The sequence below is a fragment of the Flavobacterium galactosi genome (assembly GCF_048158585.1).
Classification (GTDB): Bacteria; Bacteroidota; Bacteroidia; order Flavobacteriales; family Flavobacteriaceae; genus Flavobacterium; species Flavobacterium galactosi.
In genome coordinates this window covers 113,319-130,927 of record NZ_JBLNKV010000004.1, presented here as the reverse complement: position 1 = coordinate 130,927, position 17,609 = coordinate 113,319, and the positions used below count along the sequence as shown (strand labels likewise).

Sequence of the window (17,609 nt, the reverse complement as noted above, 5' to 3'; positions counted from 1 at the left end):
TTCGATAGTCACAATTTGTTTTTTGGATTTATCTTTTCCGTAAATTTCAAAAACATATTGCTCTTCTACAAAAAAATCACCCCCCTGTCGGAATACATAATTTTATGGGTATGTCCTAGCTGATTAGCAAAAAAAGTCTCTCTTCTATTTCCAGTATTTACTGCCCTAAGAGATAAAGCATACATAAATTTGAATTTTCTAGATATACTTTAAGAGGTTTTTGCAATTTACTGATAAAACAAGCCTATAGTCAGAACGATTTCTGCCAAACAATGAAAGTACAAAAGCAAAGTCCCCCTGGCGATCCCAATTTTATCACTCAATTTACTCACATTGGGCACAAAAGAAACTGATTCCGAAATAATTAAGTAGTAATTGCTTTACTTTATGAACATAAGCCAAATCTAGACCGCGTAATATAGGCAATTCAATTTCAAGTATCATATTAATAACTTCTTCCAAACGAGGAACATATAAATCTAATTCCTCTTTATAAAATGGACAATACCCCTCTTTGAGATTAGCATTAAATATTGCAAAGGTTTTACCTTAGCATTAATCAAAGTGGATTCTTTTAAATGATTTTTCAAAATGGACTCTAAAGTCAAAATGTTGCCTCGTTTCTATGCTGAGATACTCCTGAAAAGAAAGCCCTTGCAGGGTATAATTAATCGCCCTAAGGCTCAAATCGGCCCTGGCATTCAATATCTCAAGCAACAAAGACCCTGTAAACACGACTTTTAACATCGGGTAATCATCATAGATATTTTTTAGTTCTTGCGACCAATTGGAATATTTATGCAACTCATCTAAGAAAAGACATCCCCTTTTTCACAAAATCATCAGCTAAATCAACCAAAGTGTGATTACTAAACCAAATGGAATCCAAGGACACATATAAGGTCTTGTCTAACTCATTGGCGAGACTCAATTTAATATGTTGCAAGAGCATTGTAGTTTTCCCAACTCCCCTAGCACCTTTAATACCTATTAATCTGGCGTTCCAATTAATATCACTCCCCAAACTCTTACGAAATCCTTGGTAATATAAGTTAATTTCAGACGGTATTTTTCAGCTAACTCTTCCATGTTATTTTGTTTACAATAAAAAATACTTGTTTTTGCTCATCAGACAATACAAAATGATCAATTATTGTTCGTTATATGTGACAAAAAAATTATTTTATATCGGACTATACAAAAAATAACAAAACTGTATATTCGGGTATACATACAGGCCTTATTTGCATATTCAAGTATACAAATTCTAACCGATAACCATAACTTACTTAAAACTCATTGTTACAAGTAGTGAAATCAGGTAAAATCAAATCCTTTCAGACACAATCGCATCCGCTAAATCCATTCCCCAATCACATTTAAGGTTTCATGATCATAACGAATCCCACTTTCGCTCTCCTTATGACACAACTGATCTACTTATAGAGTACCGAAGCGGTTTCACTCAAAACAGAAAAACCATGTGCAAATCCAAGAGGCACCATCAATTGTTTTTTTATGGTCTGCATTTAAAACCACACTAAAATGTTGTCCGTAAGTAAATGAGTTTTTACATAAATTTACCGCCACTTCAAGAATTTATCCTTGTAGTACCCGTACTAATTTAGCTTGCGCAAAAGAATTAATCTGTAAATGCAATCTATGAATACCACGTTTGAAGAAAGACTGATTGTCTGTATAAATTGATATTCAATCCAAATTTTTTATTTCTAAATTATCCGAAAACTTTTAAACCGTTTTAGCAAGTACAGTTGATTTACCATCCTTAAACACAGCTAATAACCAGTGTTTTTAATTTTCAGTTCAAATGATTTTCGAACTGACGTTTTAAATAATTATATGCCACGGGGTAAAAAACAACAATCCTTTTAGAGGGACCAGACACAATCCTTTATTTCTTCATATACTTTTTGGATACCCTCTTCCAAAGTAATTTTTGCTTTCCAACCTAATTCATTCAGTTTAGAAACATCCATCAATTTACGGGGAGTCCCGTCTGGTTTGGTAGTATCTGTCAAAATTTCCCCTTCAAAGCCAACTATTTTCTTTACTGATAGAGCCAAATCCAAGATAGAAATATCCTCTCCGATTCCAATATTAACCAATCCCGCTTCATTGTAATTTTCCATTAAGAACAAGCAGGCTTCCGCCAAGTCATCGACATGCAAAAATTCTCGCTTCGGACTTCCGGTTCCCCAAATAGTTACGGATGTATCCCCATTACGTTTCGCTGTAATAAACTTGCGTAACATCGCTGGCAACACATGCGAAGTAGTAAGGTCATAATTATCATTTGGCCCATATAAATTAGTTGGCATCACCGATATAAAATCACAGCCATATTGATCCCGATAGGCATCACACATTTTGATACCCGCAATTTTGGCTATAGCGTATGGTTCATTGGTAGGTTCTAATTCACCAGTAAGTATATATTCTTCTTTCAGCGGTTGCAGTGCCAACTTTGGATAAATACAGGAAGAGCCAAGGAACATTAATTTTGCAACTCCATTTACGTAGGCCTGGTGAATCACATTGTTCTGAATCATCAAATTCTCATAAATAAAATCCGCTCTATAAGTATTGTTAGCCACGATCCCCCCAACCTTCGCTGCCGCCAAAAATACATAATCTGGTTTTTCCTGAGAAAAAAAATCAGTCACAGCCTTTTGATTCCGTAAATCCAATTCAGAAGAAGTACGCAACAAAAAATTGTTATAGCCTTGGGCTTGCAAAGCTCTCAAAATTGCAGAACCCACCATCCCTCGATGGCCTGCAATATATATTTTATCATTTAAATTCATGATTCTATTTTCTTCTTTCATGGATAAATCACCTTAATTTATATCAATTAATTTTTAAAAGTCAAACGAACTTCTTTAAGCAACTTATGTTTTTGAACATACTCAAGATCAGATGCCATCATTTCTTTCACCAATCCTTTTAAATTATATTTTGGTACCCATCCTAATTTGGTTTTAGATTTGGTAGGGTCTCCGATAAGTAAATCTACTTCGGACGGACGAAAATATTGGGGATCAACAGCGATGACCTGTTTACCTAACTCAATTTGATAATCCGGATTACTACAAGAAGCAACATAACCTTTTTCATTTATACCTTCGCCTCTAAACTCGATGGCAATTCCTACTTCTGCAAACGACATACTAACAAAATCACGCACATAGGTAGTTTCTCCCATAGCAATGACATAATCTTCAGCCACATCCTGCTGTAAAATACGCCACATCGCTTCCACATAATCTTTGGCATGCCCCCAATCACGTTGTGCATCCAAGTTACCCAAATACAAACAATTTTGTTCTCCTAGAGCTATGGCAGCAGTTGCCATCGTAATTTTACGAGTCACGAATGTTTCCCCCCTACGTGGTGATTCGTGATTAAACAAAATTCCGTTACATGCAAACATTCCATAAGCTTCTCTATAATTTTTTGTAATCCAGAAACCGTAAATTTTAGCCGCTCCATAAGGTGAACGCGGATAAAAAGGAGAATGCTCATCATATAATCCTTTTTCATTTTTATTCTCAGCCAAACCACCATACAACTCCGAAGTAGAAGCCTGATATATACGTGTCGATTTTTCTAAACCTAAAATACGAACAGCCTCCAAAATACGAAGGGTACCAATACCATCTACATTAGCCACATATTCAGGAGAATCAAAAGACACCATTACATGGCTCATGGCTCCCAAGTTATAGATTTCATCCGGTTGCACCTCTTGAATAATTCTAATAATATTAGTAGAATCCGTTAAATCCCCATAGTGCAATTTAAAATTGACATTTTCTTCATGCAAATCTCGATATATATGATCGATTCTTTGGGTATTAAATGAAGAAGCCCTTCTTTTAATTCCATGAACTATATATCCCTTTTCTAATAATAATTCTGCCAAGTACGAACCATCTTGTCCTGTAATTCCAGTTATAAGTGCAACTTTCATTTATTGTATTTTTTTGTAAGTAAAAAATTATTTCTTTTTAAAAATTTTAGAAAAAGTCAAAAAAATAATCTTCAAGTATTCCTTCAAGTTTTTATTTTTTATATACTTCATATTCAATTTTATTTTGGCAGGTAAAATCTCCTGAACATAAATTTCTTCCGGATCCGAAACAGACCCTAAAATTTCATTTTCATTAGCATATTCAATGGAAGCATAATCTGTAATTCCAGGTCTAACTCTCAAAACTTCCAATTGTTCTGCATTGTATAGATTTACATATTTTCGAACTTCTGGACGTGGGCCTACTAAACTCATCTCTCCAAAAAACACATTAAATAATTGAGGAAGTTCGTCAATTTTATATTTCCTTATAAAAAATCCCATCTTGGTAATACGAGAATCGTTCCCTCCAATAGTTATCAATCCCTTTTTATCGGAGTCGATAGCCATAGAACGAAATTTATACAACTTAAAATCCTTCCCATACACTCCCACTCTATTTTGCTTATAAAAACCTCCTCCTTTACTTTCTATAATTATGAGAAAATAAACAATTAAAAAAAATGGAGACAGTAATAGAATACCAAAAAAAGAAAACATTATATCAAAAACTCGTGTCATTAAGATTAATTTAACGCTTCAAAAACATCTTTAACAACATTAATTACAACCTCATAAGCCTCTTTAACAACATCAATTATAAAGGAAACTTCTTCATCTGTGAGCTGAGGATATATTGGCAATGAGATTTCGCAAGCGTAATTTTTATATGCTTGAGGATAATCCCTAATATCATACCCAAGGTCCTTAAAGAAAGTCAGCATAGGCATTGGTATGAAATGTACATTTACAGAAACTCTTTTCTTGGCGATTTCATCTATGATAGCATCACGCTGCATTTCTGTAATATCTTTAATTCTTAATGCATATAAGTGATACGAAGTTTCTTTTTCATTGTATATCGAAGGTGGAACAATAGCCCATGATAATTGATTAAAGGCCCCATTATATCTATTAAAAATTCTTTTTCTCTCGGCAAGTAAAAAGGGATATTGGCGCATTTGTGCCAAACCTATTGCAGCATTCACATCTGCCATATTTATTTTCATACCCAAACCAATAATATCATATCGCCAACCACCGGCTTTACTTTTCGAAAAAGCATCCTTTGTCTGACAATTCAAACTCATTTGGCGTAAAGAAGTATATAATTCTTTATTATCAAAAGGGGCAGGCAAATTCAGACAGATAGCACCGCCTTCAGCAGTAGTTACATTTTTCACGGCATGTAGCGAAAAAATGGCAACATCTGTTTCACTTCCGGTAGGAACTCCTTGTTTATATAAAGCTCCAAGTGAATGTGCTGCATCATTTATAACTAAAATTCTTCCTATCTTTTTTTGTACTTCAGATGAAGCAATAAACAAAGATTTAATTTTTTCATCGCTAACTAATTTCATTATTTCTTCATAATTGCAAGGAAAACCGGCAATATCGACAGGGATAATGGCTTTTGTTTTATTTGTAATTGCATTTTTTATTGCCTCTACAGAAATATTAAAATCTTCACAAGTATCCACCATTATAGGTTTTGCTCCAGCGTGAATAACTGCCAAAGCCGTAGCGCTATAGGTATAAGCTGGTACTATTACTTCGTCCCCTTCTTGTACTCCAAGCCACTTCAACATCATTATTGCTCCTGATGTCCAAGAATTTACACACAATACTTCACTAGCTTTAGAGATTTTTTTAATTTCTTCTTCTAATGCTTTTACTTTTGGCCCCGTGGTAATCCAACCGGACTTTAACGAATCGACAACTTCATTAATAACAGCATCATCAATGAAAGGTGGGGAAAATGGTATATTCATTTATTTTAGTTTTTTAATATAAAAATTCATCTCTCGTTTACCTTGATTGAACTGATCCGCCAAAGTGTAATTATTTGAAATATAAAAATTGTTCACGTAATCATTATTTAATCTATCGGTTGTTAATGTTATTCCACTACTATATTCCATAATTTCTGTTTCAAATGCTTCTAATAAAAACTTCCCTATTTTTTGTCCTTTCTTTTCTGGACTAACACAAATCGACAATAAAGTCGCATAACTTAGAAAGTTATCATTTGATGTCTCATTAGTTAAAAAAGTCTTTATTAAACGACTAATATTTGTTGGTCTGATTATCAAACTTTTACTTGCGCACAAAGAAAGCGAAATAAAATTATTTTTTAATAGTGCTTTATAAAATCCTTTTTTAATTTTAGCCCCTATTGCGAAGCCAACTATTTCATCATTCTCATCAAAAGCACCTATTGCAATACCTTCACTACTTTTTATGATAGAGCTATAAAATTTATTTAAAAAATTATTCCCTAACGATGTCAAGAAAAAATTATCAAATGCCATCTGATGTAAGACAGCAATATTTTTGACATCTTCTAATTTTAGAATTCTAATTGTGATCATTAATATAATAATTCAAATTTACTTAGGTTATTCGATTTACTAAAATTCTCTTTAACATAATAAAAAAAACCGACAACCCCATTTCTTTTAGTTTTACATCTTCGGATTCTAAAATCTTGTTGACACTATTTATTCGCCAATTCGAATCTCCATATTCTCCTACCCAACCACATTTTGTATTTGAAACCGCAAGTTCTGAATCACAGTCAAGATCAGCCATTACTAAAACGGGCTATTTAGAAAAACATATAAGCTGGTAGAATATTTCCTGCCTGATATCGTAAACCTACTTAATGTTTAACAATAATTTATTAAAACCAATAGTTAACTTTTTATAATCGTAATTTTCTGCTGCCTTTCTTGCGTTTTTACATATTGTTTCATATTCATTCGACCCCATCACAGCAAAAGATAATATTGCATTGGCGTATTCATTAGCAGATTTAAACTCCTTAGCTATTCCAAGATTATATTTAGTTATTGGGCAATAACCCATCTTAATATTAGAGCAAATTGGTTTGCCACTGGCCATATACTGAAAAGACTTGCTTTGACTTCCACCATATTTCATTATTGTACTTGGCATGTAATTCAATATATTAAGTGAGCTTTTCGACAATACATAGGGTACATACTTTAATTCAATCCAGTTCTGTTTAAAAACAACATTGTATAATTGTTTAATTTTACAATAATCTTCTAAATAGGCCCGATCATCTCCATCTCCATATATCAAAAACCTAATATTTTTTTGGTCTTTTAACAATTCAGCAGCATCAATTAATAATTTTATATTATTTGCTAAACGTATAGATCCCAAATAAACAACTTTAAACAATGCATCATTTTCTAAATCAGGATCATCTATTTTATATAACTTCTTATTTTTATTAAAATCACCTAGATCAACTCCATTATTGATATAATGAACTTTATTAAGATCAATTTTCCCGCCAGAATCTATATCCCAACCATTTTCTATGATATAGTCTTTTCCTCCTTCCATTGAAAAAACTATTTCATCGGCATGTTCATATAACCATTTTTCTGCCCAATACGCAAATTTAGTAAGAGGATTGTTTTTTGAAATCAAGCCATATGAGACAAACGATTCCGGCCATAAATCTACTACATCAACAATATTTTTAGCCTTAAATCTTTTAGCAACATAATATAAAATATTACCAAAAGGAACCGTAGCTATTTGGGCTATTACATCTGGTTTAGCAAAATTTTTAGACAAGAAAAAAAGACGAAAATTGAATAAAATTAAATTATAAAAACGCATTATGCCATTCCCGGAATAATTATTCGTTTTGATATGTATAAACTTTATTCCTTCATATTCAGCTTCTAAAAATTTATTGTTGTCAGTAATTAAATTTATGGATGTATTATGTAGATAACTTCCTCCAATAATGGTGACATCATGACCTGCTTCTATTAAATATTGTGCGCGTTTTAACGTTTGAATACGAACTTCATATTTAGGTGGCATTGCAACTGGATTTACTAGCCAAATTTTCTTTTTCATTTCGTTTAAAAACTATTAATCAAATTAACAATTTTGTACAACTCTGCTTCTGTAAGTACTGGGCTTATTGGTAGTGAAACTACTTCATTATGTATTTGTTCTGTCAATTCAAAACAAATACTATTCATTTCCTTATAACACTTTTGTTTATGTGGCGGAATTGGATAATGAATAATCGTTTGAACACCGTTATCTTCCATATACTTTTGAAAAACTGATCGATCTTTGCTGCGAATTACAAATAAATGCCAAACATGCCCCTCTCCATTAAGCACTTCAGGTAAAATGACTTTAGGATTTTTTATGTTTTCCAAATAATAATTTGCAACACGTCTTCTTTCTAAAATGTCCTTTTGAATGTACTTTAATTTCACATTTAAAAAGGCAGCCTGAATTTCATCTAATCTGGAATTTAATCCCTGATAGATATTCTCATATTTTTTTAGTGAACCGTAATTACGCAATGCTTCAATAGTCTTTGCTAATGTTTCATCATTGGTGGTTACCGCTCCTGCATCACCCAAAGCGCCTAAGTTTTTTCCCGGGTAAAAACTATGGCCGGCCGCATCTCCGATACTCCCCATTACTTTCCCATTCCATTTTGCACCGTGAGATTGGGCACTGTCCTCTACTAATTTTAAATGATGCTTTTTACAAATAGCCAGCATTTCCTCGTCAATAGAATTTTGACCATATAAATGGACTGTTAAGATCGCTTTTGTTTTGGAAGTAATAGCTATTTCAATTTTTGAAGAATTTAAATTATAGGTGTTTCTATTAGGCTCTACAAATACAGGAATTAAACCATTGTCTGATATTGCCAATACAGAAGCGATATAGGTATTTGCCGGAACAATTACCTCATCACCTACTTTCATTATTCCCAACTCAATATATGCTTTGAAAATTAACCGCAAGGCATCTAAGCCATTTGCAACGCCTAATGAATATTTTGTACCGCAGAAAGTACTGTAATTCTGTTCAAAAGTTTCCAATTCCTTTCCCATTAGGTACCAACCTGAATCAATAACCCTAATAGCTGCATTCTTTAACTCTAGCTCATATTGAGCATTAATTTTTTTTAAATCTAAAAAACTAATCATTTTTTTACTGGTTTATAACTATCTATATAATATTGATCTCCTGTATTTTTATCTTTTAAATCCAACCCTAACAAAATAGAATCTTCTGTAATATACCCTTTGTGAATAGCAGGATTTCCATACCAAACAGTATAAGGCTGTGTACTTTTTGTCAATACACTTCCAGCTCCTATTAGTGATTTAGTTCCTATTTCAATGCCACACAATATTGTAGAATTAGCACCAATTGATGCATCTTCATTTATTATTGTCTTTTCATTTTTGTACTCCTTATTTTTAGAGATAGGTATTCTGTCATTTGTGAAGGTTACATTTGGACCTATCATTACCTTATTACCTATACTTACTCCATCCCAAATTTGCACACCTGGTTTTATAGTGACATCATCTCCAATCAAAACATTATTTTCAATTAAAACAGAACAATTGATATTACATCTCTTGCCAATTACTGCCCCCTTTAAAATTATTGAAAACTGCCAAACAAAAGTATCTTCTCCAATATTTTTGGAATGTACATCAGATAATGGGTGTATCATTTTTTTAATTTTAAAAATTCCCTATAATCTCTAATGTAGTCAGATTCATCATATTTAAGTGATGCCAAAACCAAACAAACAGAACCTGAAGAAAAATTATCAAGTTCACGCCAAAGACCAGACACAACGTGAAGCGCAAAATTAGGTCTGTTTAAAGTAACAATTTTTCTATTTTGACCATCGGACAAAATTACATTAAAACTACCACTGGCAGCAATTATATATTGCTCCAATTCATAGTGTGCATGGCCTCCTCTTGCTTCTCCTCCAGGTATATCATATAAATAATATACTCTTTTCACCTCAAACGGAATATTTTTCAAATTTTCAGCCACTGTAATATTCCCCGCTTCATTATGAACTTTAGAAACATCTATTACAGAACAATCAAATACGGTGTTATTTTTTAGCTTCATTTCTTACTATTTTGAATTCTTCAAAATCTCTTATATAATCTACAGCATCATATGGTATTGATGAAACAATTAAGGCGCATGAATTTGTAGAAAAATTCTCTATGCTTCTCCAAAGCAAATTTGGCACATATAACCCATAATAGGATCGGTTTAAACTATACTTCACTTCATTTTCTCCATCATTCAAAACAACATCAAAACTGCCAGAAAGCGCAATAATAAATTCATGTGATTCTTTAAAAGCATGACTTCCCCTCACTTCTCCTCCAGGCACGTCATAAATCCAGTAGGATCTTATTATATCAAAAGGAATTTGATTGCTATTTTCAAAAAAACTTAAATTCCCTCGGGGATCTAAAATTTTAGGAAGATTAACTATTTTGACATTATCGATTTTCATGAACTATCATTTTTTTGTTTTTATATCCTTTTAAGTAAAAAACAAATTTCCTTCTTGATTTGTAAGGAATCGGTAAGTAATAAATAAATGCCTTAAAAGCAAATGAATACAGTTTGTTGAATAACTCTTCTTTTGTGTTAAACATTTTTCGTGATTTAACATCAGGCAAGTAACCCAAATTAACAATTTTCCTATATTCTGATTTTTGCCATTTCCCTTTAATTACGGTGTTAGACATCTTAAAGAAATTCTTGTATGCCATGTAAAATCCATCATATTTATCACTTCTTACTGATCCAAACCTTTCAAATTCCCAGGCATTCTCTTCTCTAACCAGTAAATCCTCCAAGACTGAAATTTTCCATAACGAATAAACACAGGTAGGACGATACAAAGATCCTTTATCAATTATCCCAAAAAAGTTATTAAATTTACTAGTTGGCCTTCCCATATTAGCTTGAGTAAAAAGGGAAATAAAATTTCCATCTACTGCAAAAAAAGATTCAGTAATTGAATCTAATTTCATTTGATCAACCTTTTCAATAATTGGACTATCCTCAAGAGTTATAAAAAGATAATCATATTTAGTTTTTAGTATTGCAATTGCTTTTAATAATCCATCAGACCAACTATCATCCTTACCTATCTTTATAAATTCAAAAGATGATGTGGGTATTGATTTATTATTTGTTACGAAGTATTTATCATATGGACAATCCGGCCAATATTTATCAGAAAAATGTATAAACATCGGCCATAAATCCGAGTAACTATCACATGTGAGAACTATAAGAGCAGTCGATTTATTCATAACAAACTATTTAGTCTTTTTTATTTTCCATTTGTTTCTTAATCCAATTATATTGAGCATTTAGACCATCTTTTAAGGTGACTTTAGGCTCCCAGTCTAATATAGCTTTTGCTTTTGAAAAATCAGCGCTACGGGCTTTATCTCCTTCGGGTTTAGACTTGTCGTAAAATGCTTCAATTTTTTTACCAGATATTTCAATAACCTGTTCTGCAATTTCTTTTATGGAAGTGCAAACCGAAGGGCCTATTTGAATAACTCCATGTCCCAAGCCTTTTTCTAAAGCCAGACATAAAGCATTTACAATATCATCAACATGAATAAAAGCACGACCTTGTTCGCCACTACCCCAAACATGAAATGGCTCATCTGGATATGTAATCGCTTTTCTAATTAGTGCAGGAATAACCTGACTGCGTTCACCAAAATCGCAGGGAGAACCGTAAACATTATGGAACATCAAAATACTGATAGGTATTCCTGTTTCCTTTTCCAACAACTCAGTTTCATATTGTCCCATTAGTTTGCTCCAACCATATGCCGATTCTGGTAAGGCTGGATAAAGCTCTTCTTCACGTAAAGGGATAACATCTAGAGAGTTTTGACGAGTTAATGGAAAACTACAAGCGGTTCCAACATAAATAAATCCCTTGATTGAGTTCGTGAATTTACGTACAGAAGTTATTACGTTAGAATTGATTAATAAATTTTGACGAAATATTGATCCTTGGTTATTAAATACATAATCAATACCTGCAACTATATCAGCCAAATGAATTACATATTCAACTTTTGATATTATTTCATCTGCTATACCCTGTTCTAGTAAATCAAGATTAAAGAAGTGGGATTCTAAAGGGATGACCGGTTTTCCTGTTTCATCATTCAAGTATTCAATTTTCCCTCTCCAAAGATTGTCGATTATGAATACTTCATTTCCTTCATTCACAAGTCGTTTCACTAGATTTGATCCAATCATTCCAGCTCCACCAGTAACTAATATTTTTTTCATTATTTTTTGAGATTTTTTTATTTATGTATTCACTAAGTATTTTCGAAGAATATTATCTATTTTAATTTGCTGAAGAATTAATTTGTTTTACTAAAAACCTATTTTGCTAATTTTTTCATACACTGATAATAACTTTTGTGATTGTGTACCCCAATTATATTCTCTAAAAATGGCTTCTCTACCATTTTTACCCATTTGGAGAGCAATATCTGGATTATTTAACAAATAATTTATTGCATCAACTATTTCATTAATATTGCGAGGATTCACACATATCCCACATCCGTTTTTTTCAACAACCTCCTTCCACAGAATAAAATCTGTGCATATTACAGGTAACCCTGCCATCATATATTCAAAAAATTTATTGTTAGATAAGTTTCCAACATTACCTTTACAAAGTGGAATATAATCCAATAAGGCCATTGCAATATTTGATTTTGAATAAACTTTATCGTAAACTTCTCTATATTCAATTTGTCCTAGATAATTAACTTTTTGCCATCCTGCGTTGCTTTTTAACATATTTAGATAAGACACATCAGCTGGATTTCCAGCTAGATTAAATTGAATATCATCAATTTGAATCAAAGCAGTTAAGATATTTTCAATATACCACATTCTTGAAAACAAACCAGCATAACAAATGGAAGTTCCTACAACATCTTCTCTATTGACGATGTCTTCTTTCAAAATAGGAAAATTGAACACCAACTGATTGTTTTTACACGCCTTATTAAGCCGTTCTTGAGTCCAATGGTAACACAAAATCAATCCATCAAATTTTTTGCAATGATAATATTCGTAGACAGTATAAATCTTAGAAATTATATATCTTATAAAATATGGCAGTGATTTTTTCTCGAAAAACAATGTTGGATGATCTTCAAAACTATCAAATATTACTTTTTTTCCTTTACTTTTTAGTTTTGAACCATAAGGTAACGATGCCGGATCATTAAAGTGATAAATATCTGCATCTATACTCAGCGCCTTCTTATAAAGAAACTTTGGTAAAGTAAATAACCTATTTAATAAACCTTCCTTATCATATGGAACACTAATGATGTGAACTCCATTTTTAATTTCTTCTTTTGCATTTGGAGAAACTAAATAAACCTCATAGCCTGCTTTGACTAATGATGTGCACTCTTTTTCAAAAACGCGCACATCTGAGGCTGATTTTGAAGTAAAATAACAAACTTTGATCATATGTTTTCTTTTTATTATTTCTAATATTCTTTGTGACTCAACTTAAATGGTTATGAATTTTTACAAATAATAATGTTTAATATTCATACAATTAAAAACTTTTTTATTGTAAATAGGATGCCTGAAAATATAAATACATAAATAAATACATAAAAAAAAGAAATTGATATATCCATTTTATTCCACTTTTGTATTCTGAGTAAATATATTCCGAAAGGAAAATAAATGGAAATATTACAATATAATATCGAAGTCTACTTGTGATTGTTGGAGAAGAAAAGAATATCATTTGTAGTATGATCACTGAAATACCCAAATTGTATATTAAATTGTGATTTACTGTTATTTTATTTTTTTTCAATAGGTCTGCATACACAACGTTCATTAAAATAAATGAAATAAATCTTTCCCAAAAACCTATTCCTAAAAAATTGTTCTCTCTATCTACATTCATGTAAAAGCCAACTCTAGCAGCCTTTACTTCCTCGTCCATTCCCAAATAAGCCACAAAATAATTTATTATATCTATTTTTAAAAGATATAAAAAAAGTGAAATTAAGAAGACACCATAAATAATCTCCTTTTTAATAAATTTATCTGACCATAAAAAAAAAACACAAAAAAGGATTGATTTATGAAATGTAAATCCTAAAAGAAGGAAAAGTATATATATAATTTTTCTATTTATATAGACTAATGCAAGAAGAAAAAAACAAAAAGCTAATGCTTGCCGTAGCATACCTATTTGGAAAGTTATATAGGTAAGAGCAATATAAATGGGGAAAGCATTAACTGGACTTATTTTACATCTCTTACAGAAAAAGTAAAAAACTGATAGTTCCACTATCGAAATAAAAAAAAGAAAATAGAAAAAGTCGTTACAGAAAAACTTGTATATAGAAATAAACACCCTAAAACCAATTTCAACATCTGCGTCATATAATTCTAGCCCATATCCAGAACTCATTACAAACGAAATCGGTTGTATAGCTTCAAAAATTGATTTATAATTGGGTATATCTGAAAAAAATAATTGACAATATATTCTAAGTATATTCAGTATAACAAAAGAAAGGAATAATACAAAATATGGTAAACCTTTATTACCGTAAAATTTTATATTATTCGCAAAAAATTGTACTACAATAAAATATAAAAGCACTATTAGCGAAAGCAGCATTTTAACAACAGATATTTAATTCTTTAAAGACATTTAGCCATTGTTCTCCTACAATTGACAAATCAAATCTTTTTACTTTTTGTTCTGCCGCTGTTGAGTACCACTCTAATTCCTCTTGAGAGGACATCAATTTTGATAACGCATTGACATATTCATTAACATCGAAAGGCCTAATCAAACACCCATTTACTTCATCGTCAATTATATCTGTGGCAGAGAGAAATGAGTCAAAAGCTACCGGAATGACACCATATTGCATGGCTTCTATTAAAGTCATAGGTAATCCTTCAAACGAAGAGGTCATACCAAAAATCGAAGCTGTTTCATAAAATGGCTTAGGATCACGAAATCCATAGAAAGAAACATTTTGTAAATTAAGTTTAGAACTTAATACTTTCATAGATTCGAGCTCATCTCCATCACCAACTATCTTTAAAGACCAATCAGCAAATCTATTATCTAATAAACCCCATATTTGAAGCAATAAATCAACTCGTTTTTGAGAAGTATTAATTCTGCCAACATAAAGAATCTCCTTTTTTTTTCTAATTTTAACTATTTCATCGAATGAAACAGGATTGGGTATGCCAACAACATTATCAATAGATTGCCCATCCATAAAAAAAACTAGTTCTTGTTTATACTTTTCAGATAATAAAAAAACATAATCACTCTTTTTACAGAGAGATTTATAGTGCTCTGCATATTTCCGCTTATACAACTTTAGCAATAAATACTTTACTATTTTAGTATCTGTATAAGGCAACAACCAACTAATACCATTTTTTTCAAATTTATTTTTATTTACAGAGCTAAAATTCGCTATAGTGGCTAAAAGTGAATTATGTACAACTGATATAAGTTTAACTCCTTCAATCTTACAATAAGAAGCAAGTTTTGATATTTCCGGAATTGTCCCTCCCTGATTAATAACTATATCAATAGACTTTTCTGCTAAAAAAGAACGAAAAAAAACAATATTCCTTTCTGAAATAAATGAAGAAGAGTCTGGTAAAAAAAATTGTCTTTTATCTTTTATTGAGTAACTATCAGTTAAACCTAAAAAGAAAACTTTATATCCTTTCGCTTCAAAGTAATTAGCCAATGTAAAAGTAACTCTTTCAACCCCACCTACTTGAGGATTAATAGCCTCAGAATAAAGAAATAAAATATTCATAACATGAAATAATTAATGCAAAATTATTAATATGCTTAGTGATGATAAACTCTATTAAAAAACAAATGAATTCATCAAATTTTGAAGCAACAATCTTATAGATAAGACTTTACTTCAACATTCCCAATAAAAAAAGTGTAGTATAAATAAATATACTTGAGATATAAAAATCAACCACTAATCCAAAATTAAATTTAACATTAATTAGTCAAAAATAATCTGTAAAAAATATAAATTTAATGATATAATTATGAGATAATTAAAATATTATTTTTTAAAATAATTCGTTTAGAATGTGCTTTATAATGAAATTTTATACTCATATTGAACTCTTTATTTTTTTTAAAATAGATAGCAAAAAGTCAAACTCTTTTATATTAAACAGCTTGCTAAGCGTGATATAAGTAATTATTCCAATTATAAATCCTACAGAAAGTTGATAGTATGCATTAGAAAACATCTGCATTGAAAAAAATATCATCCCAGCCATAATAACTGACAACAAAATAAAAGGCAAAATAGTTTTAAACTGTTTGTAATAGCCTATATTGATAACTTTTTTAGAATAATATATTATTATAATCATATCAAAAAGATTATAAACAAATAATCCAATACATATTATGGTAAGCCCAAAAGGAATAGTTATAATTAAGATTAGGATTCCACCAATTTTTTTAACTATTTCGGATTTTAAAAAATAATCTGATCGCCCCATAACATTTAAAATTTGATTATTTAGTACCATTATAGGAATCCACATATAAGCAATGCATAATACAGATAAAGATACAGCCATTGGTAACCATTTATCAGTTAACAAAATTAAAATTAAAGGTTTTGACAAAACTGCAATACTAATCATTATTGGAAAAATAATATAACAAGACATTCGCAAATAATTTATAAATGAAGTACCTATCAATACATCATCATCTTTAATTTTACATTGAATTGGATAAATAGCTCTAGTTATAATAGCCATTAAACTTACGGATGGAAATCTTGCTAATAGACTGGATTGATTAAAAAAGCCCACATCCATTGCTGAATACTTCCGTCCAATTACCAAGCTGTAAAGGTTAATATAAATAGTATGTAATAATCCTGACAACAACAGCTTAGAACCAAATGAAAATAAAGACTTTAACGAGTTCCAAGAAAAAACAAATTTAGGAAGCCACTTAGCAAAAATCCATAAAAAAATTGTATTCAACAGATTGTTTACTAATGTTTGTATTAAAAGTGCCCATACTCCATATCCAAAATAAGCCAAACTCACACCCAATAATCCACTTATAATAACAGCTATTAATGATGCACTTGCTTGTGTTTTGAAATCTAATAATACTGTCAACTTAGCTACTTGAACAACTGATAATCCTTGAATGATTACATTAAGACCCATCCATTTACAAATTAAATCAAGCAATGGTTCCTTATAAAACAAAGCTATATATGGAGCGGATAAAAATAATACTGAATAGACCAGTAATGAAACAGCTGTATTAAAATAGAAAACTGTAGAATAGTCAGTCTCTGTACTGTCATTTTTCTGAACTAATGCGTTTGAAAAACCACTATCAACAAAAGATTGTGCTATAGCGATAAAAATAGCCAACATCGCAATTAATCCATATTCAGAGGGAACAACTAAACGAGCAAGAATAATACTCGTCACAAACTGAAAACCTTGAACTGAAAAACGTTCTATTGCACTCCAAGCAACAGTTCTAACTGTTTCATCTATTAACGAATTTTTCATT

19 protein-coding genes and 1 pseudogene are annotated in these 17,609 nt (G+C 31.0%); all 20 read right to left on the bottom strand.

The genetic code is table 11. From position 1 onward, the window contains the following. Nucleotides 1-555 precede the first annotated feature (555 nt). A pseudogene (locus ACM55M_RS09680) lies at nt 556-813 on the bottom strand (AAA family ATPase); the annotation flags it as partial. Further along, complete coding sequence (locus ACM55M_RS09675; protein WP_416857381.1) at nt 806-952, bottom strand: hypothetical protein; 147 nt, start codon at nt 950-952, stop codon at nt 806-808. The gene ACM55M_RS09675 and the pseudogene ACM55M_RS09680, both read right to left, overlap by 8 nt. Before the next feature lie 484 nt (nt 953-1,436). Beyond that, complete coding sequence (locus ACM55M_RS09670) at nt 1,437-1,505, bottom strand: hypothetical protein (protein WP_416857780.1); 69 nt, start codon at nt 1,503-1,505, stop codon at nt 1,437-1,439. A 384-nt stretch (nt 1,506-1,889) separates the two neighbouring features. Then, entirely contained in the window at nt 1,890-2,825 is a 936-nt protein-coding gene (fcl, locus tag ACM55M_RS09665; protein ID WP_416857778.1) for a GDP-L-fucose synthase, read from the bottom strand. A 47-nt stretch (nt 2,826-2,872) separates the two neighbouring features. Further along, nucleotides 2,873-3,991, bottom strand: a complete 1,119-nt coding sequence (gene gmd, locus ACM55M_RS09660) for a GDP-mannose 4,6-dehydratase (RefSeq protein ID WP_416857380.1) — start codon at nt 3,989-3,991, stop codon at nt 2,873-2,875. A 27-nt stretch (nt 3,992-4,018) separates the two neighbouring features. Next, complete coding sequence (locus ACM55M_RS09655; RefSeq protein ID WP_416857378.1) at nt 4,019-4,612, bottom strand: sugar transferase; 594 nt, start codon at nt 4,610-4,612, stop codon at nt 4,019-4,021. Nucleotides 4,613-4,617: 5 nt separating this feature from the next. Beyond that, the gene (locus ACM55M_RS09650; RefSeq protein WP_416857377.1) at nt 4,618-5,862 is read right to left on the bottom strand and encodes a DegT/DnrJ/EryC1/StrS family aminotransferase; all 1,245 of its coding nucleotides are present in this window, start codon (nt 5,860-5,862) and stop codon (nt 4,618-4,620) included. Next, complete coding sequence (locus ACM55M_RS09645) at nt 5,863-6,462, bottom strand: N-acetyltransferase (RefSeq protein WP_416857376.1); 600 nt, start codon at nt 6,460-6,462, stop codon at nt 5,863-5,865. 22 nt (nt 6,463-6,484) lie between these two features. Continuing rightward, nucleotides 6,485-6,682, bottom strand: a complete 198-nt coding sequence (locus ACM55M_RS09640; protein WP_416857374.1) for a hypothetical protein — start codon at nt 6,680-6,682, stop codon at nt 6,485-6,487. A 66-nt stretch (nt 6,683-6,748) separates the two neighbouring features. Then, nucleotides 6,749-7,996: a glycosyltransferase family 4 protein gene (locus tag ACM55M_RS09635; RefSeq protein WP_416857373.1), complete on the bottom strand. Its 1,248-nt coding sequence runs from the start codon at nt 7,994-7,996 to the stop codon at nt 6,749-6,751. 5 nt (nt 7,997-8,001) lie between these two features. Further along, the gene (locus ACM55M_RS09630) at nt 8,002-9,099 is read right to left on the bottom strand and encodes a DegT/DnrJ/EryC1/StrS family aminotransferase (RefSeq protein ID WP_416857372.1); all 1,098 of its coding nucleotides are present in this window, start codon (nt 9,097-9,099) and stop codon (nt 8,002-8,004) included. Further along, on the bottom strand, nt 9,096-9,638 hold the full coding sequence (locus ACM55M_RS09625) for an acyltransferase (protein WP_416857371.1): 543 nt from the start codon (nt 9,636-9,638) through the stop codon (nt 9,096-9,098). Before ACM55M_RS09625 ends, ACM55M_RS09630 begins: the two co-directional genes overlap by 4 nt. Next, nucleotides 9,635-10,054 (bottom strand): sugar 3,4-ketoisomerase, encoded by a 420-nt coding sequence (locus ACM55M_RS09620; protein WP_416857369.1) that lies wholly within the window; start codon nt 10,052-10,054, stop codon nt 9,635-9,637. Before ACM55M_RS09620 ends, ACM55M_RS09625 begins: the two co-directional genes overlap by 4 nt. After that, nucleotides 10,038-10,454: a sugar 3,4-ketoisomerase gene (locus ACM55M_RS09615; protein ID WP_416857368.1), complete on the bottom strand. Its 417-nt coding sequence runs from the start codon at nt 10,452-10,454 to the stop codon at nt 10,038-10,040. The genes ACM55M_RS09620 and ACM55M_RS09615 overlap by 17 nt, the downstream gene beginning before the upstream one ends. Then, complete coding sequence (locus tag ACM55M_RS09610; protein ID WP_416857367.1) at nt 10,441-11,265, bottom strand: hypothetical protein; 825 nt, start codon at nt 11,263-11,265, stop codon at nt 10,441-10,443. Before ACM55M_RS09610 ends, ACM55M_RS09615 begins: the two co-directional genes overlap by 14 nt. A gap of 10 nt (nt 11,266-11,275) precedes the next feature. Beyond that, nucleotides 11,276-12,274, bottom strand: a complete 999-nt coding sequence (locus ACM55M_RS09605; RefSeq protein ID WP_416857366.1) for an NAD-dependent epimerase/dehydratase family protein — start codon at nt 12,272-12,274, stop codon at nt 11,276-11,278. 90 nt (nt 12,275-12,364) lie between these two features. Further along, complete coding sequence (locus ACM55M_RS09600) at nt 12,365-13,486, bottom strand: glycosyltransferase (RefSeq protein ID WP_416857365.1); 1,122 nt, start codon at nt 13,484-13,486, stop codon at nt 12,365-12,367. Between the two features lie 103 nt (nt 13,487-13,589). Next, on the bottom strand, nt 13,590-14,666 hold the full coding sequence (locus ACM55M_RS09595; RefSeq protein WP_416857364.1) for an EpsG family protein: 1,077 nt from the start codon (nt 14,664-14,666) through the stop codon (nt 13,590-13,592). A 1-nt stretch (nt 14,667) separates the two neighbouring features. Beyond that, nucleotides 14,668-15,843 carry a glycosyltransferase gene (locus ACM55M_RS09590; protein ID WP_416857363.1) on the bottom strand — a complete coding sequence of 392 codons (1,176 nt, stop codon included), beginning with the start codon at nt 15,841-15,843 and terminating at the stop codon, nt 14,668-14,670. Between the two features lie 319 nt (nt 15,844-16,162). Further along, nucleotides 16,163-17,608: a lipopolysaccharide biosynthesis protein gene (locus tag ACM55M_RS09585; protein ID WP_416857361.1), complete on the bottom strand. Its 1,446-nt coding sequence runs from the start codon at nt 17,606-17,608 to the stop codon at nt 16,163-16,165. Nucleotide 17,609 lies beyond the last annotated feature (1 nt).